The sequence below is a fragment of the Spirosoma aerolatum genome (assembly GCF_002056795.1).
Classification (GTDB): Bacteria; Bacteroidota; Bacteroidia; order Cytophagales; family Spirosomataceae; genus Spirosoma; species Spirosoma aerolatum.
Genome location: NZ_CP020104.1, coordinates 4,129,227 through 4,154,244, shown reverse-complemented (window position 1 = coordinate 4,154,244; position 25,018 = coordinate 4,129,227). Strand labels below are relative to the sequence as shown.

At 49.2% G+C, this 25,018-nt stretch carries 21 protein-coding genes; 13 read left to right on the top strand and 8 right to left on the bottom strand.

The window, feature by feature from the left end:
* Nucleotides 1-15: 15 nt before the first annotated feature.
* The gene (locus tag B5M13_RS16830) at nucleotides 16-3,486 is read right to left on the bottom strand and encodes a methylmalonyl-CoA mutase family protein (protein WP_080056771.1); all 3,471 of its coding nucleotides are present in this window, start codon (nucleotides 3,484-3,486) and stop codon (nucleotides 16-18) included.
* 148 nt (nucleotides 3,487-3,634) lie between these two features.
* On the opposite strand from B5M13_RS16830, the gene B5M13_RS16825 reads away from it, so the two are divergent.
* Entirely contained in the window at nucleotides 3,635-4,501 is an 867-nt protein-coding gene (locus B5M13_RS16825) for a TraB/GumN family protein (RefSeq protein ID WP_080056770.1), read from the top strand.
* Nucleotides 4,502-4,564: 63 nt separating this feature from the next.
* Here the strand turns inward: B5M13_RS16825 and B5M13_RS16820 are convergent, their stop codons facing one another.
* Together B5M13_RS16820 and B5M13_RS16815 are read right to left on the bottom strand one after the other, a co-directional pair.
* Nucleotides 4,565-5,194, bottom strand: a complete 630-nt coding sequence (locus B5M13_RS16820; RefSeq protein WP_080056769.1) for a cysteine hydrolase family protein — start codon at nucleotides 5,192-5,194, stop codon at nucleotides 4,565-4,567.
* 124 nt (nucleotides 5,195-5,318) lie between these two features.
* Nucleotides 5,319-6,137, bottom strand: a complete 819-nt coding sequence (locus B5M13_RS16815; RefSeq protein WP_080056768.1) for a hypothetical protein — start codon at nucleotides 6,135-6,137, stop codon at nucleotides 5,319-5,321.
* A gap of 220 nt (nucleotides 6,138-6,357) precedes the next feature.
* Between B5M13_RS16815 and B5M13_RS16810 the strand changes: the two genes are divergently transcribed.
* The 7 genes from B5M13_RS16810 (at nucleotide 6,358) to B5M13_RS16780 (ending at nucleotide 17,077) form a co-directional block, all read left to right on the top strand.
* A complete protein-coding gene (locus tag B5M13_RS16810) occupies nucleotides 6,358-7,038 on the top strand; it encodes an RNA polymerase sigma factor (protein WP_245859357.1) in 681 nt (226 codons plus the stop codon).
* A gap of 24 nt (nucleotides 7,039-7,062) precedes the next feature.
* Nucleotides 7,063-8,082 (top strand): FecR family protein, encoded by a 1,020-nt coding sequence (locus B5M13_RS16805; protein ID WP_080056767.1) that lies wholly within the window; start codon nucleotides 7,063-7,065, stop codon nucleotides 8,080-8,082.
* Entirely contained in the window at nucleotides 8,079-11,564 is a 3,486-nt protein-coding gene (locus B5M13_RS16800; RefSeq protein WP_080056766.1) for a SusC/RagA family TonB-linked outer membrane protein, read from the top strand. Before B5M13_RS16805 ends, B5M13_RS16800 begins: the two co-directional genes overlap by 4 nt.
* An 18-nt stretch (nucleotides 11,565-11,582) precedes the next feature.
* A complete protein-coding gene (locus B5M13_RS16795; protein WP_080056765.1) occupies nucleotides 11,583-13,055 on the top strand; it encodes a RagB/SusD family nutrient uptake outer membrane protein in 1,473 nt (490 codons plus the stop codon).
* Nucleotides 13,056-13,227: 172 nt separating this feature from the next.
* Entirely contained in the window at nucleotides 13,228-15,228 is a 2,001-nt protein-coding gene (locus B5M13_RS16790) for an FAD-dependent oxidoreductase (protein ID WP_080056764.1), read from the top strand.
* A 232-nt stretch (nucleotides 15,229-15,460) separates the two neighbouring features.
* The gene (locus B5M13_RS16785; RefSeq protein ID WP_080059962.1) at nucleotides 15,461-16,672 is read left to right on the top strand and encodes a pyridoxal phosphate-dependent aminotransferase; all 1,212 of its coding nucleotides are present in this window, start codon (nucleotides 15,461-15,463) and stop codon (nucleotides 16,670-16,672) included.
* A 102-nt stretch (nucleotides 16,673-16,774) separates the two neighbouring features.
* Complete coding sequence (locus tag B5M13_RS16780; RefSeq protein ID WP_080056763.1) at nucleotides 16,775-17,077, top strand: DUF1330 domain-containing protein; 303 nt, start codon at nucleotides 16,775-16,777, stop codon at nucleotides 17,075-17,077.
* 254 nt (nucleotides 17,078-17,331) lie between these two features.
* Here the strand turns inward: B5M13_RS16780 and B5M13_RS16775 are convergent, their stop codons facing one another.
* Nucleotides 17,332-17,796 carry a DUF1772 domain-containing protein gene (locus B5M13_RS16775; protein WP_080056762.1) on the bottom strand — a complete coding sequence of 155 codons (465 nt, stop codon included), beginning with the start codon at nucleotides 17,794-17,796 and terminating at the stop codon, nucleotides 17,332-17,334.
* A 344-nt stretch (nucleotides 17,797-18,140) separates the two neighbouring features.
* Between B5M13_RS16775 and B5M13_RS16770 the strand changes: the two genes are divergently transcribed.
* The 3 genes from B5M13_RS16770 (at nucleotide 18,141) to B5M13_RS16760 (ending at nucleotide 20,871) form a co-directional block, all read left to right on the top strand.
* Complete coding sequence (locus B5M13_RS16770) at nucleotides 18,141-19,406, top strand: ComEC/Rec2 family competence protein (protein ID WP_080056761.1); 1,266 nt, start codon at nucleotides 18,141-18,143, stop codon at nucleotides 19,404-19,406.
* 38 nt (nucleotides 19,407-19,444) lie between these two features.
* Nucleotides 19,445-20,209, top strand: a complete 765-nt coding sequence (locus B5M13_RS16765; RefSeq protein ID WP_080056760.1) for a DUF5958 family protein — start codon at nucleotides 19,445-19,447, stop codon at nucleotides 20,207-20,209.
* 218 nt (nucleotides 20,210-20,427) lie between these two features.
* On the top strand, nucleotides 20,428-20,871 hold the full coding sequence (locus tag B5M13_RS16760) for a response regulator (RefSeq protein WP_080056759.1): 444 nt from the start codon (nucleotides 20,428-20,430) through the stop codon (nucleotides 20,869-20,871).
* Here the strand turns inward: B5M13_RS16760 and B5M13_RS16755 are convergent.
* The 4 genes from B5M13_RS16755 to B5M13_RS16740 all read right to left on the bottom strand — a co-directional run bounded on the left by B5M13_RS16755 (nucleotide 20,840) and on the right by B5M13_RS16740 (nucleotide 23,254).
* Entirely contained in the window at nucleotides 20,840-21,232 is a 393-nt protein-coding gene (locus B5M13_RS16755; protein ID WP_080056758.1) for a hypothetical protein, read from the bottom strand. The genes B5M13_RS16760 and B5M13_RS16755 overlap by 32 nt on opposite strands.
* Before the next feature lie 354 nt (nucleotides 21,233-21,586).
* A complete protein-coding gene (locus tag B5M13_RS16750) occupies nucleotides 21,587-22,417 on the bottom strand; it encodes an SPFH domain-containing protein (protein ID WP_080056757.1) in 831 nt (276 codons plus the stop codon).
* Nucleotides 22,414-22,602 (bottom strand): hypothetical protein, encoded by a 189-nt coding sequence (locus B5M13_RS16745; RefSeq protein ID WP_080056756.1) that lies wholly within the window; start codon nucleotides 22,600-22,602, stop codon nucleotides 22,414-22,416. The genes B5M13_RS16750 and B5M13_RS16745 overlap by 4 nt, the downstream gene beginning before the upstream one ends.
* Nucleotides 22,603-22,753: 151 nt before the next feature.
* Nucleotides 22,754-23,254: a hypothetical protein gene (locus tag B5M13_RS16740; protein ID WP_245859355.1), complete on the bottom strand. Its 501-nt coding sequence runs from the start codon at nucleotides 23,252-23,254 to the stop codon at nucleotides 22,754-22,756.
* A 185-nt stretch (nucleotides 23,255-23,439) separates the two neighbouring features.
* On the opposite strand from B5M13_RS16740, the gene B5M13_RS16735 reads away from it, so the two are divergent.
* Together B5M13_RS16735 and B5M13_RS34195 are read left to right on the top strand one after the other, a co-directional pair.
* On the top strand, nucleotides 23,440-23,712 hold the full coding sequence (locus B5M13_RS16735; RefSeq protein ID WP_080056755.1) for a hypothetical protein: 273 nt from the start codon (nucleotides 23,440-23,442) through the stop codon (nucleotides 23,710-23,712).
* Between the two features lie 815 nt (nucleotides 23,713-24,527).
* Entirely contained in the window at nucleotides 24,528-25,001 is a 474-nt protein-coding gene (locus tag B5M13_RS34195) for a winged helix-turn-helix domain-containing protein (protein ID WP_245859354.1), read from the top strand.
* The last annotated feature ends 17 nt before the right edge of the window (nucleotides 25,002-25,018 follow it).

Here is a 25,018-nt window from a genome sequence, read left to right as displayed (position 1 = left end):
GGTACGATTTGATTGTTACATATTCCGCCGATACTGGCCCCCCACGGCATACAGTGCGTTGGACAATTGGCCAAGCGAACAGACTTTGGTGGCTTCCATCAGGCTTTCAAACAGATTCCCATTGGCCAATGCGGTCGCCTGTAAATTGGCCAGGGCTACAGCCGCTTCGGCCTGGTGCTTTTTCTGAAACGCCTGACACGATTCGACGGCAAATCGTTTTTCTTCGTCCGTTGAGCGAATAACTTCACGGGGTACAACCGTAGGCGAACCGGCTGGATCGAGGAAAGTATTGACCCCTACAATGGGTAACTGACCATTGTGTTTTATCGTCTCATAATACATCGACTCTTCCTGAATTTTGCTACGCTGATACATACGCTCCATTGCCCCCAAAACCCCTCCGCGTTCATTGATCGCCAGAAACTCCTGATAAACAGCTTCTTCAACCAGGTCAGTCAATTCATCAACAACAAAAGCGCCCTGCAATGGATTTTCATTCTTGGTCAGTCCAAACTCCCGATTGATAATCAATTGAATGGCCATGGCCCGCCGAACAGACTCTTCGGTAGGGGTTGTAATGGCTTCATCATACGCGTTAGTATGCAGCGAGTTGCAGTTGTCATAAATAGCCAGTAGCGCCTGCAAGGTGGTACGAATGTCGTTAAAGGCTATTTCCTGTGCATGCAAACTCCGCCCCGATGTCTGAATATGGTACTTCAATTTTTGTGAACGATCGTTGGCTTTGTACTTATGTTTCATCGCTTTTGCCCAGATTCGCCGGGCTACCCGACCAAGCACCGTGTATTCGGGGTCCATACCGTTCGAGAAGAAAAACGACAGGTTGGGCGCAAAATTGTCGATATGCATCCCCCGGCTCAAGTAATATTCCACAAACGTAAATCCGTTCGAAAGGGTAAAGGCCAGTTGGGAAATCGGGTTGGCGCCTGCCTCGGCAATGTGGTATCCAGAAATCGAAACCGAATAAAAATTCTGAACGCGATTGTCGGTAAAATACTGCTGAATATCGCCCATCATCTTAAGCGCAAACTCGGTCGAGAAAATGCAGGTATTCTGTGCCTGATCTTCTTTCAGGATATCGGCCTGAACCGTTCCCCGCACCCGACGGAGGGTATCGGCTTTGATTTTTTCGTAGACCTCTTTGGGCAATACTTTATCGCCCGTAGTTCCCAGCAGCCTAAGCCCTAAACCATCGTTCCCTTCAGGAAGTGGACCATTGTAGTATGGGGCATGGGAGAAGGAGCCAGGAGCAAGGGGCTGGGTGCCGGGGGGAGTAAGTGAAGCTTCTTCTGATAATCCCTGCTCTCCCGCTCCGTGCTCCTCGCTCTTTGCTCCCTGCTCCTTCAACCATTTCTCACACTGCTGGTCGATGGCAGCATTCAGGAAAAAGCCCAGTAGCATGGGGGCAGGGCCGTTAATGGTCATAGAAACCGAGGTTGCCGGATCGCAGAGGTCGAAGCCTGAGTAAAGTTTCTTAGCATCGTCGAGGGTGCAAATGCTGACACCTGAATTGCCAATTTTACCAAAAATATCGGGCCTCATGGCGGGGTCTTCGCCATACAGTGTGACTGAGTCGAAGGCAGTTGAGAGCCGCTTGGCAGGCAACCCTTTTGAGACGTAGTGAAACCGGCGATTGGTTCGTTCGGGGCCACCCTCACCAGCAAACATCCGGGTTGGGTCTTCACCTTCGCGTTTGAGCGGGAATACCCCAGCCGTATACGGAAACTCACCCGGTACGTTCTCGGTCAGTAACCAGCGCAACACATCGCCCCAGTCGTGGTATTTCGGCAAACTCACTTTAGGGATTTTCAGATGCGATAGAGTTTCAGCATAAAGTGGCTGTCGGATCACTTTGTCTCGAACCGTATATTCGTAATAGTCAGCCGTATAACGTTGTTGTAGTATTGGCCATTGACTCAATAAACCCCGGCAGTCGGGATGGAGCCGTGCGTCAAGCACTGTGTATAGCTGTTGCAGTTCGTTTTTGATCGCACCATCCGGCAGTAAGGTCAGGGTGCCGTGTATCTGATACAATTGCCGGGCCAGTGTGGTCTGATCCTGTACAAACGCATCGTACCGACGGCTTTCTTCCACAATTTCAGCCAGATAACGCACTCGGCCTGGGGGGATGATGGCATGGGGCGTGGTGCTTGGTGCGGGGTGCTGAGAGCTAGGAGTGGTGGGCGCAAGGGAAGGTTTGTTACCATCGCTCTGTTTCATGCTTCCTTCTCTCTGCCCCCCGCTCCCCGCTCCCTGCACCATGCCAACCAACCCCATCAGCCGATCAAACAGGGCATTCATCCCCGGATCGTTGAATTGAGAGGCTACGGTCCCCAGAATGGGCAGGTCATCGTCGGCCATATCCCACATGTTGTGGTTACGCCGATACTGTTTCCGAACGTCGCGTAAGGCATCCAGAGAACCCCGTTTATCGAATTTGTTGATGGCGATCACGTCCGCAAAATCGAGCATGTCGATTTTTTCGAGTTGGGTGGCTGCTCCATACTCAGCGGTCATTACATACAGTGTCTTATCAGCATGTTCGGTAATCTCAGTGTCCGACTGCCCGATGCCCGAGGTCTCGACAATGATCAGGTCGAAATGGGCTGCTTTGCATACGTTAATGGCATCCTGTACATGACGACTCAGCGCCAGATTTGATTGCCGGGTTGCCAGCGAACGCATATACACTCTTGGCGACTGAATGGCATTCATCCGTATCCGATCGCCCAGCAGTGCCCCACCTGTTTTTCGCTTCGAAGGATCGACGGATAAGATGGCCAGCGTTTTATCCGGGTACTGACGCAGGAACCGAAGAACCAGCTCATCGACCAGCGATGATTTTCCGGCACCTCCCGTACCCGTAATGCCTAAAACGGGCGTGTATTGAGTAATGGAGCGATGGAGTGGTTGAGTAAATTGCTCAGCATGATTCTCGGCGGTGGTAATTAACCGGGCTATAGTATCCGGTTCGGCAGGCGACAGGTCAACCGCCTGCTGATCAGGTGCTGGAGGAGCAAAGTCACATTGATGCAATAAATCGTCGATCATACCCTGCAAGCCCATGGCCCGACCGTCGTCGGGCGAGTAGATGCGGGTGATACCATAGGCATGAAGTTCCTCGATTTCGGATGGTAAGATGGTGCCGCCACCACCCCCAAAGATTTTGATATGACCAGCCCCACGTTCGTGTAGCAGATCGTACATATACTTGAAAAATTCAAGATGACCTCCCTGGTAGCTGGTCACGGCAATCCCCTGAACATCTTCCTGAATGGCACAGTCAACAATTTCGGCAACCGACCGATTATGGCCCAGATGAATCACTTCTGCACCAGAGGCCTGCATAAGTCGGCGCATCAGATTGATGGCTGCGTCGTGCCCATCGAATAGAGAGGCCGCTGTAACCAGACGGATTTTATGGGCAAATGCCTGCGACTGAACGGATTTAGGCTGTTGGGCTACCATACTGGGTATTGATTAACAACTCGACTATACCACCAAAGTTACACACTCAGCGGAAATGTATTTTCGGAAGACAGATTCGTTCGTGAATTAAGACAATTTACGATGGTTAGTTTCATTACTTTTGTGTTCAGGCTTTACAATGAATTTTATGCAAAATCCGCTAAAAATAGTCTCGTTGGTGTTGTGGCTGATGAGCCCATTTTACTCACAGGCTCAGGACCACACCCTGCTCTATAAAGTGACCGGACCGGGGCTGGCAGAGCCGTCCTATCTCTACGGGACGTTTCATATGGTATGCCCAACCGACCTGTCGATTACTGACGAAACAAAAAAGGCACTTAGCGATGCCCGGCAGGTCTATCTGGAACTGGATCTGGATGATCCGACGATGATGGCAGGCATGATGAAAGCGGCTATGATGACCAATGGAAAGACGGCTAAAGACTACCTCTCGGCCGACGATTATAAGGTGCTGGAAAGTTATTTAAAACAGAAAATGAACATGAATCTGGCGCAATTGGGTATGATGAAACCCATTGGCTTATTGTCGCTAATGTACATGGGCATTCTGAACTGCGAGCCAGCGTCGTATGATCTGACATTTATGCAGATGGCCCAGAAAGATAAAAAAGAAGTGCTGGGTCTGGAATCGCTGGAGGCACAGATGGCCGCACTGGATAAAATTCCGCTGGATGTACAATTCAAAAGTCTGGTCGATATGGCGCGTAAACCCGAAGAGGCCAGCAAAGAATTTCAGAATTTTTTGTCGGCATACAAGGCACACGATCTCGAAAAACTAATGAAGCAGATGAAAACCAGCCAGTTCGATGCCGGGATGAATGAATTTGAGGGCGATTTGCTTGAAAAACGCAACACAAGCTGGATTCCGGTAATTGAAAAGGCGGCTAAAGAAAAGCCAACCTTCTTTGCATTTGGAGCCGGTCACCTGGGCAATGAAAATGGCGTTATCAATCTCCTCCGCAAAAAAGGCTATACCGTTACGCCAGTACAATAGTGAACTGCTGGAGATACATAACTGAACCGTGTAAGGTGAATTAACAAATTGACGCCTTTGTCATTAAGCGTTTTCCGTAAGCTTTTGCGTCTGCGCCTGAACCAATTCAGCCAGATTCAATTCAGTTGAGGGCGTCGTGTCGGCGTTGAGCATGCGTTTCATGTAGGCCAGCGCTTCCGACGCGTATGTCGGCTTTATGGCGGCTACACAATCGGCTGGTATGGACAGCTTCAGGTCGCGCATGTAGGCGTCGTTGGCCGTGAACAGAATGCATGAATCGGCACTAATGCCTGTCAGGATCAAATGATTGGCTTTCAGATAGGTCAGTAGTGTGTCCAGCGTAGTGGCGTAAAATCCCGAATGCTTCGGCTTGAGTACAAAATAATCCTCGGATTCGGGTTTAAGCACTTCTGCCAGGTAGCGCCCCCGAACGCCATCGTGCAGCACATGGTCGGTAACCTCCGTAAAATCGGAACGCCATTTTCCAAAATTATCATTCACATAAACAACCGGAATTTTTTGTGCCTTGGCCCGCTTTTTTAGCGCCAGAATGGCATCCGCAGCTCGACGGGCAGGGCTTTCCAGTTCATCGCCACCCGGAAATTCCAGGTCATTTATCATATCGATAATCAACATAACAACCGGCGACGAATCGGGTGCATTTCCGTGTAAATCATTCTCGTTCGTTTCCATAGTTCGTAGTAACGGCAGTATCAGGCCAAAATCAGCCTATCAGGCCGATTTTCGTTTTTACATTACTATAAACAGGTCAGAAAGTTTACGTTCAGGCAAGGTTGTTAGCGAACTGGCCAGCGATTTAGTTGCCTGGTTTGGTTGTATATTCCATGAAACGATACACTTCCTGTCGAACCACATCGAACATTTGTGCTGCCTGACTTCGGAGTTGCTTGTAGGCCGGGGCTGGCATAATGGGCGTTGGTGAATCGGCCTGAACCGGATTGGCTATGTCGCTCAGGCTCTTAACAAACTGCGAGGTACTAAACTCATAGCCTTTTTCGCTGCCATTCGGAATCACCAGTGACGCAAAATCCCAGGCAAGCAGATTACCCCGTTTAATCCGCTCTTCACCCAGCTTCTTCATTTGTTTGAGCACACCCTCATAATCGGCTCCCGGTGTTCGACGCTTCATGCGTTCAATGATCATGAACTGCGTATTGTCGGGAGCAAACCTGGGCGCATACGCGCCATCGCTGATTTCCCAGATTTCTATTTTTACCACCGGAGCCGTATTCCGATCCCGCTTTTGCAAGTCCGCCATTTTCACCTGTACACTGTCACCGTAGATGCGAGCCATTGCTTCTGGCGAAGCGCCCCGTATAGCCATCTCTTTCGAAATAATACGCGTCACGTAGTCGTATTCGGTCTGATTTGGATTGGACGTAAACTGCTTTACGGTCATGTACCAGCCTTCCAGTCGCCCTTCATCGACAGCTGCCTGATTGATCTTTTTCCATTCCCGCTCCACAGGAAGCGCGTCTTGGATGGTAAGACCAGGATTCAGCTTGTGATAGATCAGATACATATATAACTTTTGTGGAGGAGGTGTTTGGGCTGTTGCGATAGAAATGGACAGGAACGCTGAAATAGACAGCAGAAGGGTACGGCGGATTGGCATAGAGGAATGAATGAGTTGTTTTAGACCAAAAGACATCGGGAACCAATCACTACCCAACCCGCACGCGGGCATCACGCGTTTATGGCCATAATTGCCCCAGCAATTGGGAGCCGCATGCGTACTCGAATTGAGGTTATTTGCATTTTATGGATAAAAAATAAAAATCGGTTGGGGGATTTATACGCTGAACTTGTCTTTCTAGTACCAGACCCTCAACGCAATGCCTGCTCCTGTGTTTGCTATTCTCCGACCTACCAGCCCCGATTCTGATGGACAAGTGCCACTCGCCAGGAGTCAGGCCGACGCGCTCCAGCCAATGCCCAACGATGGTGAATTGTTTATCCGTAATGCATTCAACGATAACCCTCGACTGGGTTGTGAATTGCTTTTCCGGCAATATTTCGCACCGTTGTGCAGTCATGTGGTGCGGTTTGTCTATAACCGACAGCTTGCTGAGGACCTGGTAGCCGATTTATTCTACACGTTTTACTCAAAAGAGCTATATAAGCAGGTCACCGGCTCTTACCGGGCCTACTTGTACCAGGCCGCGCGTAACCGAGCGTATAATAGCCTTCGCTGGGAGTTAGGCCGCCAGGAAACCCTGCCCGATCATCTGGATCGCCCCGATCTCGATACTACCCAGCCCGATCGGCTGCTTCAGCAGGATGAACTCTATCGGGCCGTTGAGCAGGCTGTTCAGCAATTGCCTATGCAACGGCAGCGGGTATTCCTGCTGAGCCGCTTTGAAGGGAAGTCCTACAAAGAAATTGCTCAGGAAATGGGCATTTCGCCGAAAACAGTCGAAAATCATCTGCTCCGGGCTACCTCTGCACTACGGCAACTGCTTCGTAATCAGCGGCTGATCAGCTGGAGTTTCCTGTTGATTACCACCCTGTTCTGACACTCAACGATAACGCCACCTGATATGCAACCTTCTAAAGAATTGATTTTTAGCTACTTTGCCGGACAGGCTACATCGGTGCAGCAAAAAGTGATCGGGGAATGGCTCGCCCAGCCCGGTAGTCGGGAACTCTATTTTCAGTGGCTCGACGAATGGGAGCGAGGCTTTCCGCAGTATACCCCCGATGTGGCGCACCACCTGGATTTGTTCCGACAGCGGCTTAATACCCCTTCCGAGATCCACGCGCCCCCGCTACGACCCGTTGAAGGCCATGCGTTACCTGTGTGGCATCCCGGTAAATGGCTGGTAGCGGCTACGATTGGACTGGCTTTGCTGGCTGGTGGATGGCTATTTCGAGGGGCGATCTTTTACAGGACGATCACGACCAATCGATACCAGTTGCGGTCGCTGGAACTACCCGATGGCTCAACGGTGGCTCTCAATAGTAATTCGAGTTTGCGGATGCCCCGAATCGGTTATGGCTGGCTCTCCCGCAATGTGTTGCTAACGGGCGATGCCGTGTTTGCGGTAAAGCATCTACCGAATGACCAGCCGTTTGTGGTTCAGGCTACGGATGGTCTGGCTGTGGAGGTATTGGGGACTGAATTTTCGGTTCGAAGTCAGATAAATCGGGCTGAAGTGGTACTCAAACGGGGTAAGGTCAATCTGCATTATACGACGGTCGATCGACCCGAACAGCAACTGATTATGAAACCCGGCGACCGGGTTACCCTGGACGATAGGGGCGCTTTACGGATGCATACTCAGGCCGATACGACTCAATTTGCCCAATGGCGTTACCGACTGTTCAGTTTTAATAATACCCCTCTACGTGATGTGGCGCATCAGATTCAGGCCGTGTTTGGGGTAACCGTCCAACTCACCGATCCGGCTCTGGCACGGCGAACACTGACCGGAACCATCCGGGCCGGGTCGTCCGATGAACTGGCTGAGGCCTTAGCTGAATTGCTTGGCCTGCGCGTCAGTCACCGCGATCAGAAACTTGTTTTTTCCATTGCTTCCGAAACCCAGCTTACTCAATGACAAAATCACTACCGTTTGCGCTGATAACCGGTTGGTTGCTCAGTGTTGGTTATGGGCATACCATTGCCCAAACCCTAGCTTATGCCCGAACGAATCAGCAGATCGACAGCGGGCAATCGACTAAAGGGAAAGAGATTAGCGTGTCGAATCAGTCGCTCAAACAGACGCTTCTCCAATTGAAAGAACATTATGGCGTCGACATTCTGTTCGAAGAGTCGGTGGTTGCCAGACACCTAAGCCCCCTGGAATCGATCAATCTGGGAAGTCGGCTCGAAACCAATCTGAATGCGCTGTTAAAACCCGTTGGCCTTCGGTTTAAGAAACTGCGTTCAGGGGCTTACCTGATTTTACCGCCGAAAAACACCGACCGGGTCATTATCCGTACTCCCGAAGCCGCTACCACCACAACAACGGCAGGCCCCGTACAACTATCGGGATTGGCCAACCTGGCCGTTGCGCAAATGACCGAACTTAACCAGAATGATGTTCGGGTGAGTGGGCGCGTCACCAGCGAAACGGGCGAAGCCCTGCCGGGTGTAAGTGTGGTGGTGAAAGGGTCGCCACGCGGCACGACAACCGACGCTCAGGGGCGTTACAGCCTGACCGTACCCAATGACCGGGGCAATGCTATAATCCTGGTATTCAGTTTCGTTGGGTATATCAGCCAGGAGCGGGACGTACGAAACCAGTCGACTATCGATGTGCAACTCGTGCCCGATACCAAATCGCTGAATGAAGTGGTCGTTGTCGGGTATGGTCAGGTAAAGAAAAGCGATCTGACCGGGGCGGTTTCTACCGTTCCGGTGGATGAAATTCGTAAGGTGGCCGTTACCTCGCTCGATCAGGCTATTCAGGGCCGGGCTGCTGGCGTACAGATAACCCAGAACTCGGGCGCTCCAGGCAGCAGCACCAGCATTCGGATTCGGGGTGGTAACTCCATTCAGGGGGACAACGAACCGTTGTATGTCATCGACGGCATTCCGTTCAAGAACGACGGGGCTGGAAGTGGTTCGAGCTTCAATGTGCTCAGTACGCTCAATCCCAGCGATATTGAATCCATTTCTGTACTGAAAGATGCATCTTCAACGGCCATTTACGGGTCGAGAGGGGCCAACGGTGTCGTAATCATCACCACCAAGCGCGGGAAAGCGGGAAAATCGACCGTCAATCTGGATGTTTATTACGGTATTCAGAATGTTCGGCGGAAATATCCAGTCCTGAATGCACGGGAATACGCTCAGTTTGTAAACGATGCCAATACCAACGAAGGCCGGCCGGCCATATACACCCAGGCCCAGGTTGATGCGTTTGGTGAAGGCACCGACTGGCAGGATCAGATTTTTCGGCAGGCCCCCATGGCGAATTATCAGCTCTCGATGAGTGGGGGTGACGAACGAACGCAGTATGCGCTTTCGGGCGGGTATTTCAAACAGAACGGGATTGTGGTCAACTCCGACTTTGAACGGTATTCGTTTCGGGTGAACCTGGATCGGAAACTGACCGAAAAAATCAAGGTCGGTAACAGCCTGACCCTTAGCCGTACATTAACGAATCAATCGCGTACCGATGGCGATCTGGGCAGTGCAGGACTAGTAACGATGGCTGCTCTACAGTTTCCTCCCATTTTGCCCATCCGGGGGGCTGATGGTAATTACCTGATTACGGACCCTGCTCTGGCCTTTACTGCCGATAATCCGGTTGCCTTGGCAAACGACAGTAAAAACCGCAATACAGCCAACCGGGTGTTTGGTAGCGTATTTGGCGACTATCAGATTATCAGTGGACTAAACCTGCGTGTATCGCTTGGGATTGATGGCGTTTTGCAGAAGCAGGATTCGTACCTGCCCCGGTCGGTATCCAGTGGACTAGCCCAGGGTGGAGCGGCTTCGCTGTTCAACAGCCAATCCATGACCTGGCTGAATGAAAACCTGTTGACCTACACCCGTACGTTTAATACGATACACAACATCACCGCCCTGCTGGGATATACCCAACAGGCCAACCGGACTGAGAGTAATACGGCTTCGGCCCGTAACTTCGTGAACGACAACCTGGGTTCGAGTAATCTGGGTTCGGGTTCGGTGCCGCTAACCCCCAGTTCGGGTGTTGGTACCTGGGGGCTGCAATCATATCTGGCCCGAATTAACTATAGCTACAAAGATAAATACCTGCTTACGGCCTCGTTCCGGGCAGATGGCTCTTCCCGCTTTGGGGCCAACAAACAGTATGGCTATTTTCCGTCGGCGGCTTTAGCCTGGCGTGTTTCTGAAGAAGCATTTTTGAAAGGTGTATCAGCCATCAGCGATCTTAAAGTTCGGGCCACCTATGGCTTGACAGGCAATCAGGATGGTATCGGCAACTACCCGGCTTACTCTCTGCTCGGGACGCAGAATTATGTGTTCGGCAACGCAGTTTCAACCGGTCTTGGCCCCGGTCAGATCGCCAACCCCGATTTATCCTGGGAAACTACTACTCAGGCCGATATGGGACTTGATCTGGGATTGCTGAACAACCGGATTACCATGACCGCTGATTTCTATGTGAAACGTACCAAAGATTTACTGCTGAACGTGACTATACCCAGTACGTCGGGCTTTTCAAGTGCGATCAAAAATCTTGGAAAAGTAGAAAATAAAGGCATTGAACTTGGCTTGTCGTCCTACAACCTCGACGGGCCCTTCAAATGGCGGACCGACCTGAATTTCTCACTCAACCGCAATAAAGTACTGGACATCGGTGGTGTGCCCCAGATTTTTGCCGGACAGGTGGCGAACATTGGGCAAAACCTCAACTCGGGAATCATCCGGGTAGGCGAGCCCCTGGGAACCTTTTATGGCTATGTGACGAACGGGCTGTATCAGACCACCGATGAACTGGCCGCGTTGAGCGATCCACAGGCACGTAAACCCGGCGATCGTAAATACCTGGATCTGAACGGCGACAAGAAAATTGACGACAACGACCGGACGATCATTGGTCGGGCACAACCTAAATTCATTGGCGGGATCAGCAATACGTTTTCGTACAAAGGGGTGGAGCTAACGGCCTTTTTTCAGGGCGTTTATGGTAACAACATCCTCAATGCCAATCGGTACGAGCTGGAGTACCTGAATGCAACCACTAATCAGGATCGGGACATGCTGAATCGATGGACACCCACCAACACGAATACCGATATTCCACGGGCATCGACTACACGACCGGCCAACCGCGTCTCGACCCGGCAAATCGAAGATGGCTCGTATCTGCGATTGAAAAATATACAACTGGCCTATAACCTGCCGAATACTGTACTAAAATCGTTGAAAATCCAGTCGCTGCGGGTGTACGTAACCGCACAAAACTACTTAACCTGGACCAATTACTCAGGGTATGATCCCGAAGTAAACCGATTCGGGCAGGATAGCCGTAGCCAGGGGTTTGATTATGCCAGCTACCCGGCGGCTAAAACGATTCTGTTTGGATTAAATGTCGGTTTCTAATCAAAACATCTTACAAGTATGAACTTATCGACAAAATGGATGGCCAGTTGTTGGCGAAAATATTCGCGATTTCTCGCTTTCGTTCTTCCGCTCATTACCTTAACGGCTTGCGAGGTGCTGGACCAGAAACCAGAATCGAACTTTACCCCCACGAATTTTTACAAAAATGCTGACGATGCCAAAGCCGCTGTCAGCGCCGTGTACGATCCGCTGAACAATGCGAATATGTATGCTCAGGTCATGTGGATTTTACAGGACCAGGCAACCGACGATGCCGAATGGGGCAACGGGCGATCGACTGCCAATCAGCCCAAAAACGACCTGGATAAGTTTACATTTACCCCGGCAACGGCAACGTTTCAATCGATCTGGTCAACCGTATATCAGGCCATAAACCGGGCGAATGCCGTTATTGGCCGGGTGCCAGCGATCGCCATGGACGAAACCACGAAGGCCCGTTTCATTGCGGAGGCCAAATTCATGCGGGGGTTTTATTATTTTACCTTAGTCCGTTTGTTTGGTGGGGTGCCGTTGATTACCACCGAAACGACATCGCTGGACAATCTCAATGTAGCCCGGGCATCGGTCGATGATGTGTATACGCTGATTATCCAGGACTTTACTGAAGCAGAGACTATTCTCCCGACTTCCTATTCGACGGCTGATAAAGGACGAGCTACTAAAGGAGCTGCCAAGGCGTTTCTGGCAAAAGTATATCTGACTCGTCAGGAATGGGCAAAAGCATCGGCCAAAGCGAAGGAAGTTATTGATCTGGGTACGTATGATTTATGGGCCAATTTTGCCGATGCCTTTCTGATTGCTAATAAAAACGGGAAAGAGGCTGTCTTTGAAATGCAGGCACTCAGTGGAGGATTCAACGAAGGAAGCTGGATGCAGGGGTATATGCGGCCCAATTTCGATCGGGTGAATGGGGTGGCTGGCTTCGGTGACGATCCTCCGACCGAAAACCTGTACAAAGCCTACCGGGCCGACGACAAACGCCGAAACGTTACGTTAAAACTCTATTCGGCAACCACGGCTCCAGCGGCCCCTTCCAGTGTTTTATTCCCCTGTTATGTGTATAAATACCTTGACCCTTCGGCTACGGCCAACGGCGATGGGGGTAATAATTTCCCGATCATCCGGTATCCCGACGTGCTGTTGATGTATGCCGAAGCCCTCAACGAACAGGGAGCCAACAATACGGATGCCTACGCCAATATAAACCGGATTCGGAACCGGGCGGGTTTACCCAATTTAACGGCGAACCTAAGTCAGGCTCAGTTTCGGGATAGTTTGCTGCTCGAACGGCGGCTGGAGCTGGCTTTTGAAGGGCATCGCTGGTATGATCTGGTCCGTACCAAACGGCTTATCGCTGCCATGAAAGCCCAAAATCCCAGCATCCTGATCGATGAACATCATTATCTGTACCCGATCCCTCAAACCGAACGCGATGTAAACCCTCAACTCACCCAAAATCCTGGCTATTGACATAGATCGGGGATGGCCACTCAATGGTCATTGGTAGTCATTATGTTAATAAATCAATGACCATTGAGTGACCATCCCTGACAATAGAATGGCTAATGACATGCCTTTGAGGGTAGGGCAACGCAATAAATTTCTTTGGGTATAGGTGTCTGCCAATTTGTTTCCATTCCTTATGAAAAAACTGCTTCTTCTAATTGCCTGTTTCTCTGTACTCTGTACAAAACTTAGTGCTCAAACCAGTCCATTAACGGTCGATGTCTGTGTATATGGCGGCTCATCGGCAGGGGTTATGGCCGCCTATACAGCTAAGAAAATGGGTAAGTCGGTGATTCTGATCGAACCCGGCCGTCATCTGGGCGGGCTGACATCCGGTGGCCTGGGCTATACCGACATTGGTAACAAATTTGCCATCTCTGGTATTGCCCGCGATTATTACCGCCGTATTGGCAAACACTACGGCAAGTTTGAACAGTGGATTTTTGAGCCCCACGTAGCAGAGGACCTGTTTAAAGAATACATCAAACGCGCCGACGTAAATGTATTGTATAACCATCGACTGGCATCGGCAAAAAAACAGGGAGATCGCATTCAAAGCATCACAATCGAACCGTCGACGGGTGGGGGAGGAAACCGGGTGATTCAGGCAAAAATGTTTCTGGATTGCACTTACGAAGGCGATCTGATGGCCAAAGCAGGCGTTAGCTACACTGTTGGACGGGAAGATAATAAGACCTACAACGAAACCTATAACGGCGTTCAACTGCTGGATAAACATCAGTTTGTTGATGGTGTTGATCCATACAAAATTCCCGGAAAGCCCGAAAGTGGTTTGTTATGGGGTATTAGTCCGGCGCTATTACAGCCGATTGGCAGTGGCAATAAACAGGTGCAGACGTATAACTTCCGGATATGCCTCACCAACGATCCGGCCAATATGATTCCCATTACCCGGCCCGAAGGATACGATTCGACCCGGTATGAGTTGCTGTTACGGGCTATCGACAAAAATCCGAAACTAGCCTTCAACACAATTATTAAGCCCGACTGGATGCCCAATCATAAGACCGACATTAATAACAACGGCCCGTTTTCGACGGACATGATCGGGATGAACTACGAGTATCCGGAAGGGAGTTATGCGCGTCGGGCAGAGATTCAGAAACAGCATGAACTCTACAATAAAGGACTGCTCTATTTTATTGGGCACGATCCCCGGATGCGTAAGGATATTCAGGCCGAAATGCTCAAACTTGGTTATCCAAAAGATGAATATACCGACACGGGAAACTGGTCGACCCAGATGTATGTACGCGAGGCCCGGCGAATGATTGGTGAGTATGTCATGACGCAGGCAAACTGTCAGGGCCGCGAAGTGGTTCAGGATGGCGTAGGTATGGCGGCCTATACCATGGACTCGCACAATTGCCAGCGGATTGTCATCGAAAAAAATGGCGTAAAAATGGTGAAGAACGAAGGCGATGTGCAGGTGGGTGGGTTTCCGCCCTATCCGATTGCCTACCGTTGTTTAGTGCCGAAAGCCACCGAATGTAAAAACCTGCTCGTACCGGTTTGTCTATCGGCCAGTCACATCGCCTACGGATCGATTCGGATGGAGCCGGTGTTTATGGTACTGGCTCAGTCGTCGGCCATTGCCGCCAGCATGGCTATTGACGGCAACACATCGGTACAGGCTATTGACGTGAAGAAACTACAGCAGGTACTCAAAACCAATCCATTGGCCGATGGCAGCACACCCGAAATTCTGGTCGATAATGATGATGCCGCCCATGTAACCCATACCGGTGATTGGAAGCGCGATAACAAGGGGGCATATGGTCTCAGCTTTTTCTCGACAACCGCCGATGGAGCCACGAAAACCATGCGCTTCACCCCTGATGTGACCAAAGCGGGTTCGTACCGAGTTTACCTGTATTTTCCAAAGCTGGCGGGTGCATCGGCAAACACACACATTACTGTTTCGGATGGCAAACAGCCGAAAGCAATCACTATCCGCGAAGCCGATATTCGGGTAGAAGGGCAAACAGCCGGAGAGTGGGTGTCGTTAGGTGACTATTCCTTATCGCCCGGTCAGAAAAACTACGTCGAAGTATCTACCCAGGGCGCCGATGGGGTCATTGTCGCTGATGCTGTACTGTTTGTGCCCAATAGGTAATAATGCATACGATAGGTTGGTAGTAATCACCGCAAACTGGTTGGTTTGCGGTGATTTTTGTTTACACTTCCCAAACGTTTTGTGAAAGATGGGTATTGGCTCTAAATATGAATAGATTATTTTGGTAACGGCCTGATTAGCCACTGATTTTACTCGATAGTTTCTGTACTTTTGCAGGATGGAATTAGACAGCATTGACCTCGAAATACCTGAGGAAGTAGAAGTACCTGGAATGGAAATACTGAAAAGTGATCGGCTTACCCATTTAAAATACGACATTCGGGGCCCTATTTATGAGAAATCGCTGGAACTGGAAAGCCAGGGATATAAGATCATCAGTCTGAATATTGGGAATCCGGCCACGTTCGGCTTCGATGCGCCCGACGAAATTGTCCATGATATTATCCTCAATATCCGTAATGCACAGGGATATGCCGATTCGCGTGGGTTGTTTGCGGCCCGGAAGGCGGTCATGCACCATACCCAGAACATCGGTATGCAAGGGATTACGATCAACGATATCTACATCGGCAACGGGGTTAGTGAGTTGATCATGCTCTCCATGCAGGCCCTGCTCAATGAAGGTGACGAAGTGCTGGTTCCATCGCCCGATTACCCGCTCTGGACGGCTTCTGTAGCTTTCTGTGGAGGGAAGCCTGTTCATTACATCTGCGACGAAGCGTCGGACTGGAACCCCGATCTGCGTGATCTGGAGCGTAAAATTACTCCACGTACGCGAGCTGTAGTTGTCATAAACCCCAACAATCCGACGGGCGCTGTGTATGACAAGGCAACGTTGGAAGGAATTGCCCGAATCGCCGAACGGCATAAATTGATTGTTTTTTCGGATGAGATCTACGACCGCATTCTCTATAACGGAGCGGTTCATTATCCGATTTCCAAGATGGTACACGATACCCTGTGTATCACGATGGGTGGGCTGTCGAAAAACTACCGGGCGGCTGGCTTTCGGGGCGGCTGGATGATATTGAGTGGGGCTCGGCAACGGGCCAAGTCCTATATCGAAGGACTGACGTTGCTGGCGAGTATGCGGCTCTGTGCCAACGTTCCCACTCAGTTTGCAATTCAAACGGCGTTGGGCGGTTATCAGAGTATCAATGATCTGGTGATGCCCACCGGGCGGCTCTATAAACAGATGATGCTTGCCTACGAGCGTATGATTGCCATACCCGGTATTTCCTGCGTGAAACCTAAGGGGGCTTTATATATTTTTCCGAAAATCGACCTCAGCCAGTTCCATCTGGAAGATGATGACGATTTTGTCCTGAATCTGCTGACTGAACAGAAAGTGCTGGTTGTGTCGGGTAACGGATTTAATTATACGCATAACGACCACTTCCGAATTGTATGCCTGCCTACCATCGATGAACTAAATCTGGCCATTGACCGGATTGAGCATTTCCTGGAAAGCCGTCGAAAATAAAAATGAGTTAGACAATCTTAAGGCAGAGGGCACATAGAGTAGATATTCGTTTCTCTATGTGCCCTCTGCCTCAGTATTTAATCCAGTTCTAGCCTGAAGCCGATGCTATACTTCATTCAGATTCTGTACGTGCATGAAGGACAGGAAGAAACCTTTCATTCATTTGAAGACCAGGTCTTGCCTTTGCTGCAACGACACAACGGCGTTTTGGTGTACCGGGCAAGACCTGCCAGAGAGGCTATCATTGCCACCGAAATGGGTTACCCCTATGAAATTCATATCGTAACGTTTCCGGCACAGACCGATTTTGAATCGTATCGTGATGATCCCGAACGAACGCAGTTCCTGTATTTAAAAGATCAGTCAGTCGATCAAGCCCTGCTAATCAAAGGGGCTATGCTGTAAGGCGAGTGGAAATTCGCCATTAATAAGCCTGATGCGCGGATTTCTACTCAGCTTACACCCAGTCAGACGATTAACTGAACAGGTGCCAGATGAAGTTTACGAACAGCATGAATAAGGCAAACGAGATAGCAAAAACGAGTGTCCAGGGACCAGGGATCGGTAAAAGAAGTTTACGTTTCATTGTATAAGAGAATAGTGCTAAACCATCTATTCTAATAGACTCTGTTTTTTCTAAAAGTCACATTCAGTAACTATTAGTTAGAAATAACTAGTAAAACTAAAATCCAGGCGACCAGAACGAGTGCATTTCGCAGGTAGTTGGCGCTAATCCATAGTGCTGCCAAACGGCTGTTTTTGGGGACATCAGGTGCTTTGTCGTTTTGCAGCCGAATGATCGTGGGAATAAAAAAAGCAAACGTGCTGATTCGCTCTATTAGTGCAATGAGTGCAGCGGCAAGCCACAGAGTACGGTTGTGGGGAGGTGCCTGCCAGGCAACGACCAGATTGGCCAGCGTGAGTAAGGTAAGAGGAAGGGTGGTGACAAATGCCCAGAAGCGTCGCCCAACATCAAACTCGCCTATCGAAGACGGATTGACCTGATAGTTACCAGCGACTGATTTAGGAAACCAGTGGGGAATAACGATTTGGCTTTCGTATAGACCGGCCCCAAAAGCAGTGCCTAGGTTGAGGATAAACAGGATGAGCAGTGTTTCAGCCATAGTGTATGATTTCGGTAGAATCTGAACAAACATTCTGTCGGCAAACCTACGACTACAGTATCAATCAGGCTGGCAAATGAGCGTCAATCCAGGAATCAGCGGGATAAACGCGTAAATTTTAACGATGAAATGGCTTCGTTACCCGGCAAAGTACTGAAGCTGTTTAAACGTTTCTTCTGCCAGATAGACACGGTACTTATTTGAACCTACTTTGCCCCTAAATCCCCTGAAGGGGACTTTGCTCGCAGCTGAAAAAATTCCCCTTTAAGGGATTTAGGGGCAAAGCAGGCCAGAAAAACAAAAGTTTAAACAGCTTAATTTATTTTTTTACGCATGTATTGACCATGAAGGCAAGCGCTCTTTTCTGGTTGTTGATTGTCCTGTTAGACGCAAGCAACCTGACCATCTATGCACAATCCGTAGGGCAAACGCTGGTTCCGTGGAAGACAGGTAATCTGGATATCCACCATATCAATACAGGTCGGGGAAACGCTACGTTTTTCATCCTGCCCGATGGAACAACGCTGCTGATTGATGCCGGAGCCCTCGATCCAACGGCCGAACGGACGTTGAGCCCCCGAAATACCAGGGCTGTTCCCAGTGCCGATCGGCAGCCAGGCGAATGGATCGCTCGTTATATTACCAAAGTAATGACAATGAGTCAGCTAACGCCCCGGCTGAACTACGCCCAGTTGACCCACTTTCACAACGATCACATGGGAAGTCCGTCATCCATCTCGCCCAAAGCCGAACAGGGAAATTTTGTGCTAACAGGCATCACACAAGTGGCTGCTTATCTACCCATCGATAAAGTGATTGATCGGGGCTGGCCCGATTATGCCTACCCTTACCCTCAGAACAATTCAATGATGACCAATTACCGGGCATTTGTCGACTGGCAAAGCAAACAGAAAGGCACCGTTTTTGAACGAAGCAAGCCCGGTCGAGCCGATCAGATTACCCTGAAAAAAGATCCTGCACCCTACGCGAAGATGTTTGAGATCCGAAACATCATTGTCAATGGGGAATTATGGACAGGTACGGGAACGACCACCCGGCAACTCTTTCCCGACCGCTCGTCCCTGAACAACTCGCAGCTACCGTCCGAAAACATGTGCAGTATTGCCATACGGCTTCGCTACGGAGCATTCGATTATTTTTCGGGGGGCGATTTGCCAGGTGTGGTCCGATTTGGTTCGCCTGCCTGGAACGACGTCGAGACACCCGTTTCGAAGGTAGTTGGCCCTGTTGACGTGCACATTCTTGACCATCACGGCAATCGGGATTCGCAAAATGATAACCTGTTGGCAGCTCTTCGACCGCGTGTATTTGTGATACCTGTGTGGTCGTCCGACCATCCCGGACATGATGTGCTGGACCGGATGTACTCGCAGGACATATACCCCGGTGACCGGGATGTGTTTGCAACCGATATGCTGGAAGCCAATAAGCTGGTTATTGGTGAATTGCTGAATCGATTAAAGAGCGATAAGGGCCATATTGTGGTTCGGGTAGCGCCCGGTGGAGCTACGTATCAGGTCATCAGTTTAGATGATTCCAATGAAAACATGGTGGTGAAAGGGGTGTTTGGCCCCTATCAGTCGCGATGAGCGCATCACCATACTTTTCACCCATAAACCGATTTGTTATGCGCCTAGAAGATGAAGTTCGTGTTGTGCAGTTTGCGCAGGGAGTCGGTTCAGACTCCGAATTGATCAACCGCTTTCGGCAACTCGGCAAACGGGAAAAACGAATTGTATTCTCTGATCTGAGCGGCTTCGTACAGGATTTGAACCCTACAGAGGCTGAAGTCGATCAGGCGAATGACCTGCGTGAACAGATCGGGATTGAGCTACCCGAATCGGTGTTAAAAGGGCATTGGTTAGCTATTATGCAGCATATCCTGTTCATGCCGGGCGACCACTGTGATGCGCTCAATACATTACTCCTCTATCTGTTCAGGATCGTTTACCAACGGCATTATCCTCTCTTAAAAGGCAAGGCAGATAACTGGTGGTACTGGGATTTGTCGGACCAAACGATTGTTGAGTCTATTCTGGAAAAGCACCGGACGGCAATAGAAGATGGATACACGAATCCGAGTTTTCGGATGGAATTTGAAACAGTAGCCCGATTATGGCATCAAACGGGAGCTACTGCTCAAGCGAAACCGACTGAGTCAGAGTCGTCATATCGGCCGGAAGCTGGTTTTCTTAGTTACGATGACGTGCTGAAGGTCTCCCTGAATAATCTTGTTACCAATATGTCGCCCGGCCTGTCGATTCTTCTCTCTTCATTAACGAATGCATTTTCGGTTAAATATCAGGTACAGACCGAACAGGCGCGCAAAATCGTCCTGGCAGTGCTGGAAAGGCATCTTACTGAAACATATAACAGGAATCTGTTTGATTAATCACGCAGGAACGTCAACACCAGGGCCTGGCCTACACGACTTGTGGGGGAATCTATGTGTTGGTACGCGATAAATTTGGAATAAATGTTATTATATAACCTTTTGATAATTAGTAAGTTATGTCTGTATTTGTTGATATAGGCTAAATTCGGAGGGAAAGTTTGGTCGCTAATTGGTTACTCACTGAAAAGATATCTTTACTTCTTTAGGCACAGCGTATGACCGTGACATCTCTACCCGAGAGTAAACCCGAAAAAGTAGTGTATCTAGTCGATGATGACGAGGAAGATGCTGCTCTCTTTGAAATGACCATGCATCAGTTTATACCGAATTGTCGGCTCCGGGTTTTTTATAATGGACTTATTCTGCTGGAAGTACTCAGAGAACCAGCCGCCAAACCTGATATGATTTTTCTGGATTTGTATATGCCCTATCCCGACGGCATTGAAATCCTGTTGCAGCTTAAGATCAATAAGGCACTGGCCGGTATTCCTGTCATTATCCTGACGGGTGTTGATGATACAGACAAAGTTTCCCTGGCCTATCAACTGGGGGCACAGTCGGTTATCAACAAGCCGTATACTCACAGCCAACTGGTCGATATGGTTATTTCAATTCGGGAGTACTGGTTTAAGACGGTGCGTCTTCCAGATCAGGCCTGACGGGCCAGGGGCTCTGGGTCGATTTCAGGTAATCTTTCAGTTCCTGCTCGGTCCCAAACAGTTTCGGTTCCTTAATGGGCAACTTCAGCCGTAATGGCATTTTTACCAGATCCTGATAAGGTCCAATGGGTTTGAGTTCATAAACGGCCGTAGCTACCTTCAGTTCGTAGGTGTCGACGGGTTGGTCAATTACGCTCATTTCTTCGAGCCGTCCATCAAAGAAAATACGTTCGATTTTGGCCTCAAAATAGGGGTAAACGGGTCCATTAGGTGTTGAAAGACGCTGTCCGTGTTCCTGATTGACAAAAACGGTAGCGCCCACCTTAAACGGAATTTCAATAGGAGTGAACGTGATCGTCATTGTGGGAATTAGTAGATTTACTTACTAGGTTTTTTTCGGTAAACTGCTTCAATAGGCATAAGTGGTTAGCTGGATAGGTTCATACTTACTTATATCGTACAAATGATAAACCAAAAAGTAGCGGTTTGGTTTTCGTAGTCAACTTAAGTACTTATACGGGTTTCGTTCGGCTCGTAAGTTAACGGACTGACACAATACGGCAGGGCTAGTAAGTAGTTACGATTAGTGGCTGCAAATGGATTTTCGGGTAATAATAAACAGGGCGTAATTTCGGTCAGATCTGGCTCGTAACAACGTAAAAGTGCATTCGAACCCAACTGATCGACTAAAGCGTTTCGATCAGTTGGGTAGGGGTTATTTGGTTGGTAGTTGAATCAGGGTCGACGTGCCCGAGCCGAGCTGTGTGGTAGGCAACTGGCCGTTCCACTTCTTGATCCACTCCTGCTGCACCAGCAGCGGAGTAAGAGTTTTCTGCTTCAGCTCGTTGGCACGCGCTTCAGCCTCAGCCTCGATAATTTTTGCGCGGGCAATCCCATTGGCTTTGGTAACGGCGATTTCGGCCGACGCTTTTTCGGCTGCTATCTGATTCTGGAGCCGTAAAGCATTTTGTACGGCCGTATTTTTGGCGTCGATCATAGCCTGTAACGACTCCGGGGGCGTTAGGTTGGAGGTGATGTTTTCGAAGGCGAACCCATCGTCCGACAAGGCTTTCCGCAACTTGGCCTCGACCTGCTCTTCAAACCCCACCCGGTTATTGACCAGTGAATCAGGGGAGAACCCATTGGCTACATCGCGGTAGGAGTTATAGACAATGGTACGCAGGATATTGTTTTCAATATCGGGCAGTTCCTTGCGGTATTTGCGATATACATTGGCGCCCTGCCCTTTAACCAGATGATAATTCAGGGTTGGGTCGATCTTGAAGAGGGTTCCCCCTTTGGCACTGACATTGAACGGGTCGAAATCCTTGGTCTGAGTGAAGGTCGGGTATTGCTCGATAAAGGACGTGAAGGGGTTGTAGAAGATCCAGCCCGTAACGTTCTCGATGTCGGAAGCACCCCGGTCGGAGCCAATTTTGCTGACTTTGATCCCTTCGTGGCTGGCATCGACCGTTGTGCAGGAGTTGGCCAGGAACAGAACGATAACGACAAGGAGAATAGCGGCAAGCGTAAGTTTTTTGATCATGGTTTGAAAGGGGATTTAGTAAAGCAGCGCGTTTTAAGGCTGATCCAGATGTAGATTGCAATCAGTAAACCTGCTACGATGAGCAGGAGGTCGCTGGGCTGATTGAGTAGCCAGTACAGACTCTCCAGAAAAAGAGCCGAAAACACCAGAAAGCTGAACAGTTGAAAGACTCGCAGGAGCGTCATAGAATCGATTCAGAAATCAGGCTGAAAGTACGAATCGCTTTGGATTGCCCGAACAAAGTTGTTTTTAAGCGGCAACGGTATACACTGACTGGTGAAAAAAGACAACTGGACGGCACCTTCCTAAAGCCCTGACCACAGGAACCGATTCGTATTACCGACCGGGTTGGGCCATGATGACAATAGTTTGTGAAGAAGAGGGCAAAGAAAGGGAGGAGCCAGCCGGAGGAATGCGGAATCCACCACCAACCATGCGCTCGTAAAAAAGACCGGAAAATCGGCTAACCCGTCCTTCGTAAAATGGGATCGTGCTGGTGTCTGAAAGCGAAAACCGATAATCGGAGTTGCCTAGCTGGACCCTGACCGCTTTGCTGACAGTCGATTGGATGCCGTTCCGCCAGTAAGCAGTTGTCAGGGCAAGCTGATCGGAACCGGTGATGGTAAGTTCTACGGTGAAGTTGCTGATGCCCAGCTTATTGATGCCGGGTTTATACCCCGATGAGCCGGGTACTAACGAAAATAGGGTGTCGCCACCGTCGATGTAAGCCGTTACGATATACCGGCCAGCCGCTCCCGCAGCGACTCCAGTAAGTTTGTCGTCGGGTTGACAGGCCATCAGCCCAACCAGCGCAAAAAGAATAACCAGCTTAGTCACCAATTGGCGTATAGTTTATCAAGTAAGGCTTACGAAAACAGCCCTTCAGGACGTGGGCGTAGCACATTGTAAATCTAGGCGTTTAGGGGCCCCGACCAAGCGGCCCCGACAGATACTGAGTAGGTGGTGGGTAAACACAACAGCATTTTACCTTAACCAATCATACATAAACTAATCGTTCAACGATGAAAACGATTCATTTTTCCATTGACCTACGTTCGTTTTTTCTGGGTGCCCTCACTCTGACCGGCGTCCTGCTGCTGACTAATTTCAAACCGTCTAGACATAGCCCGAGTGAACAGGGCTTCAACGAGAACCGACGCTACCAGGCCGTTACGGGCGAACAGGGGTCTATTATTCTGGATACCCAAACCGGGCAATACATCCTGGTGTATGGCCCCGGAAAAGGGCTGCGTACAAAGTTTAATTTCGACGAACTGGAGCCAAAAACCAAATAACCGTCTCGATTCTGCACTCATAAAAGCCACGGTTCACCAGCCGTGGTTTTTTATTGACCAATTCAATTAGAAGCTCCAATCTTTCGCCAGACTATCGAAGGCCTATTGAAGCCTTTTCGAAGGATTATCGAGTCCAATTTTTAACCAACCAATCCCAACCATGAATACAGAAGAGAAACCAAAACCCCTACGTAATTTCAAGTACATCCGGGCCGAGCGCCGACGAGATCGAGTCTATTATCAAAAGGTGTGCTTACACTGTAACACGAAGTATGAAAGCATTCGTATGGATAAAGCTTTCTGCTGTTATCGATGTGCCAAGGCTTCTAGAAGAAAGCGAAAGATGAGCTAATTGATACCAATACTGAAAGCCCTTAACGAAGGGCTTTCAGTATTGGTATCAATTATGAATATTGTAATTGAAAGTTACATAAGAAAAATAAAAAATAGTGTAAATGGTTGATATATAAGTATTTATAACCTATTTAATTGTTGTGCCTAAGGTTTAAGAATCAAAAGAGGTAGCAAATGCTTTGTATAGGTTGCAGTGTATATTGTTAATTTTCAGGGTGTTACACTATTTTTGAATTACTCATGTTAAAAATTGAAGAAACATATATTTAGTCTATAATGTCTTTATTACTTTCATCAAATATTAAGCCTGTCAATACGTCCATTCCATTTCCCAGTATATCAAAAACTAGAGTTTGAATTGCGTTAAAGTCAATATCAAGTAATTGGTCATGTATCAAATTTGTAAAATGGGGAATATTGATCCGTGAATAGGTTTGTAATGTTCGTATCTTGCCTTCATTATGGCAAGCTATCAACAGACCCAATATGAAGTCCTGCGCCGACGATGTGCCACTCTCCATCAAGAAGGCTGGAAACAGGCCGATATCGCTCAGGCCTTAGGGCTAACTCAAGGCTGGGTCAGTCGCACTATAACTAAATATCGTCAGCAAGGTCAAGATGCACTGACTTGGCGCAAACCTGCCGGGGCTACAGCTAAGCTGACTAATACGCAACTGGCTCAACTAGTTGAGGAATTGAATAAAGGAGCTGAGCATCATGGCTTTCCGGGCCAGATATGGACCCGTCCTCGCGTCAATGAGGTGATCAAAAAGTTATTTGCTGTCAGTTATGACCCCTCACAAGTAGGCCGGATTTTAAAAAAGGTGGGCTGGAGCAGACAGAAGCCGCAGCGCAAAGCCTATCAACAAGATCCTCAAGCGGTTGCCCAATGGAAAGAAGAACGCTTACCCGAACTCAAAAAAAGCCCAAATTGAAGGGCGCGTCATTTTAT

Coding starts and splice junctions, on each gene's coding strand:
- B5M13_RS16830 (WP_080056771.1), bottom strand. CDS start 3,486: ATGGTAGCCCAACAGCCTAAATCCGTTCAGTCGCAGGCATTTGCCCAT.
- B5M13_RS16825 (WP_080056770.1), top strand. CDS start 3,635: ATGCAAAATCCGCTAAAAATAGTCTCGTTGGTGTTGTGGCTGATGAGC.
- B5M13_RS16820 (WP_080056769.1), bottom strand. CDS start 5,194: ATGGAAACGAACGAGAATGATTTACACGGAAATGCACCCGATTCGTCG.
- B5M13_RS16815 (WP_080056768.1), bottom strand. CDS start 6,137: ATGCCAATCCGCCGTACCCTTCTGCTGTCTATTTCAGCGTTCCTGTCC.
- B5M13_RS16810 (WP_245859357.1), top strand. CDS start 6,358: ATGCCTGCTCCTGTGTTTGCTATTCTCCGACCTACCAGCCCCGATTCT.
- B5M13_RS16805 (WP_080056767.1), top strand. CDS start 7,063: ATGCAACCTTCTAAAGAATTGATTTTTAGCTACTTTGCCGGACAGGCT.
- B5M13_RS16800 (WP_080056766.1), top strand. CDS start 8,079: ATGACAAAATCACTACCGTTTGCGCTGATAACCGGTTGGTTGCTCAGT.
- B5M13_RS16795 (WP_080056765.1), top strand. CDS start 11,583: ATGAACTTATCGACAAAATGGATGGCCAGTTGTTGGCGAAAATATTCG.
- B5M13_RS16790 (WP_080056764.1), top strand. CDS start 13,228: ATGAAAAAACTGCTTCTTCTAATTGCCTGTTTCTCTGTACTCTGTACA.
- B5M13_RS16785 (WP_080059962.1), top strand. CDS start 15,461: ATGGAAATACTGAAAAGTGATCGGCTTACCCATTTAAAATACGACATT.
- B5M13_RS16780 (WP_080056763.1), top strand. CDS start 16,775: ATGCTATACTTCATTCAGATTCTGTACGTGCATGAAGGACAGGAAGAA.
- B5M13_RS16775 (WP_080056762.1), bottom strand. CDS start 17,796: ATGGCTGAAACACTGCTCATCCTGTTTATCCTCAACCTAGGCACTGCT.
- B5M13_RS16770 (WP_080056761.1), top strand. CDS start 18,141: ATGAAGGCAAGCGCTCTTTTCTGGTTGTTGATTGTCCTGTTAGACGCA.
- B5M13_RS16765 (WP_080056760.1), top strand. CDS start 19,445: ATGCGCCTAGAAGATGAAGTTCGTGTTGTGCAGTTTGCGCAGGGAGTC.
- B5M13_RS16760 (WP_080056759.1), top strand. CDS start 20,428: ATGACCGTGACATCTCTACCCGAGAGTAAACCCGAAAAAGTAGTGTAT.
- B5M13_RS16755 (WP_080056758.1), bottom strand. CDS start 21,232: ATGACGATCACGTTCACTCCTATTGAAATTCCGTTTAAGGTGGGCGCT.
- B5M13_RS16750 (WP_080056757.1), bottom strand. CDS start 22,417: ATGATCAAAAAACTTACGCTTGCCGCTATTCTCCTTGTCGTTATCGTT.
- B5M13_RS16745 (WP_080056756.1), bottom strand. CDS start 22,602: ATGACGCTCCTGCGAGTCTTTCAACTGTTCAGCTTTCTGGTGTTTTCG.
- B5M13_RS16735 (WP_080056755.1), top strand. CDS start 23,440: ATGAAAACGATTCATTTTTCCATTGACCTACGTTCGTTTTTTCTGGGT.
- B5M13_RS34195 (WP_245859354.1), top strand. CDS start 24,528: ATGGCAAGCTATCAACAGACCCAATATGAAGTCCTGCGCCGACGATGT.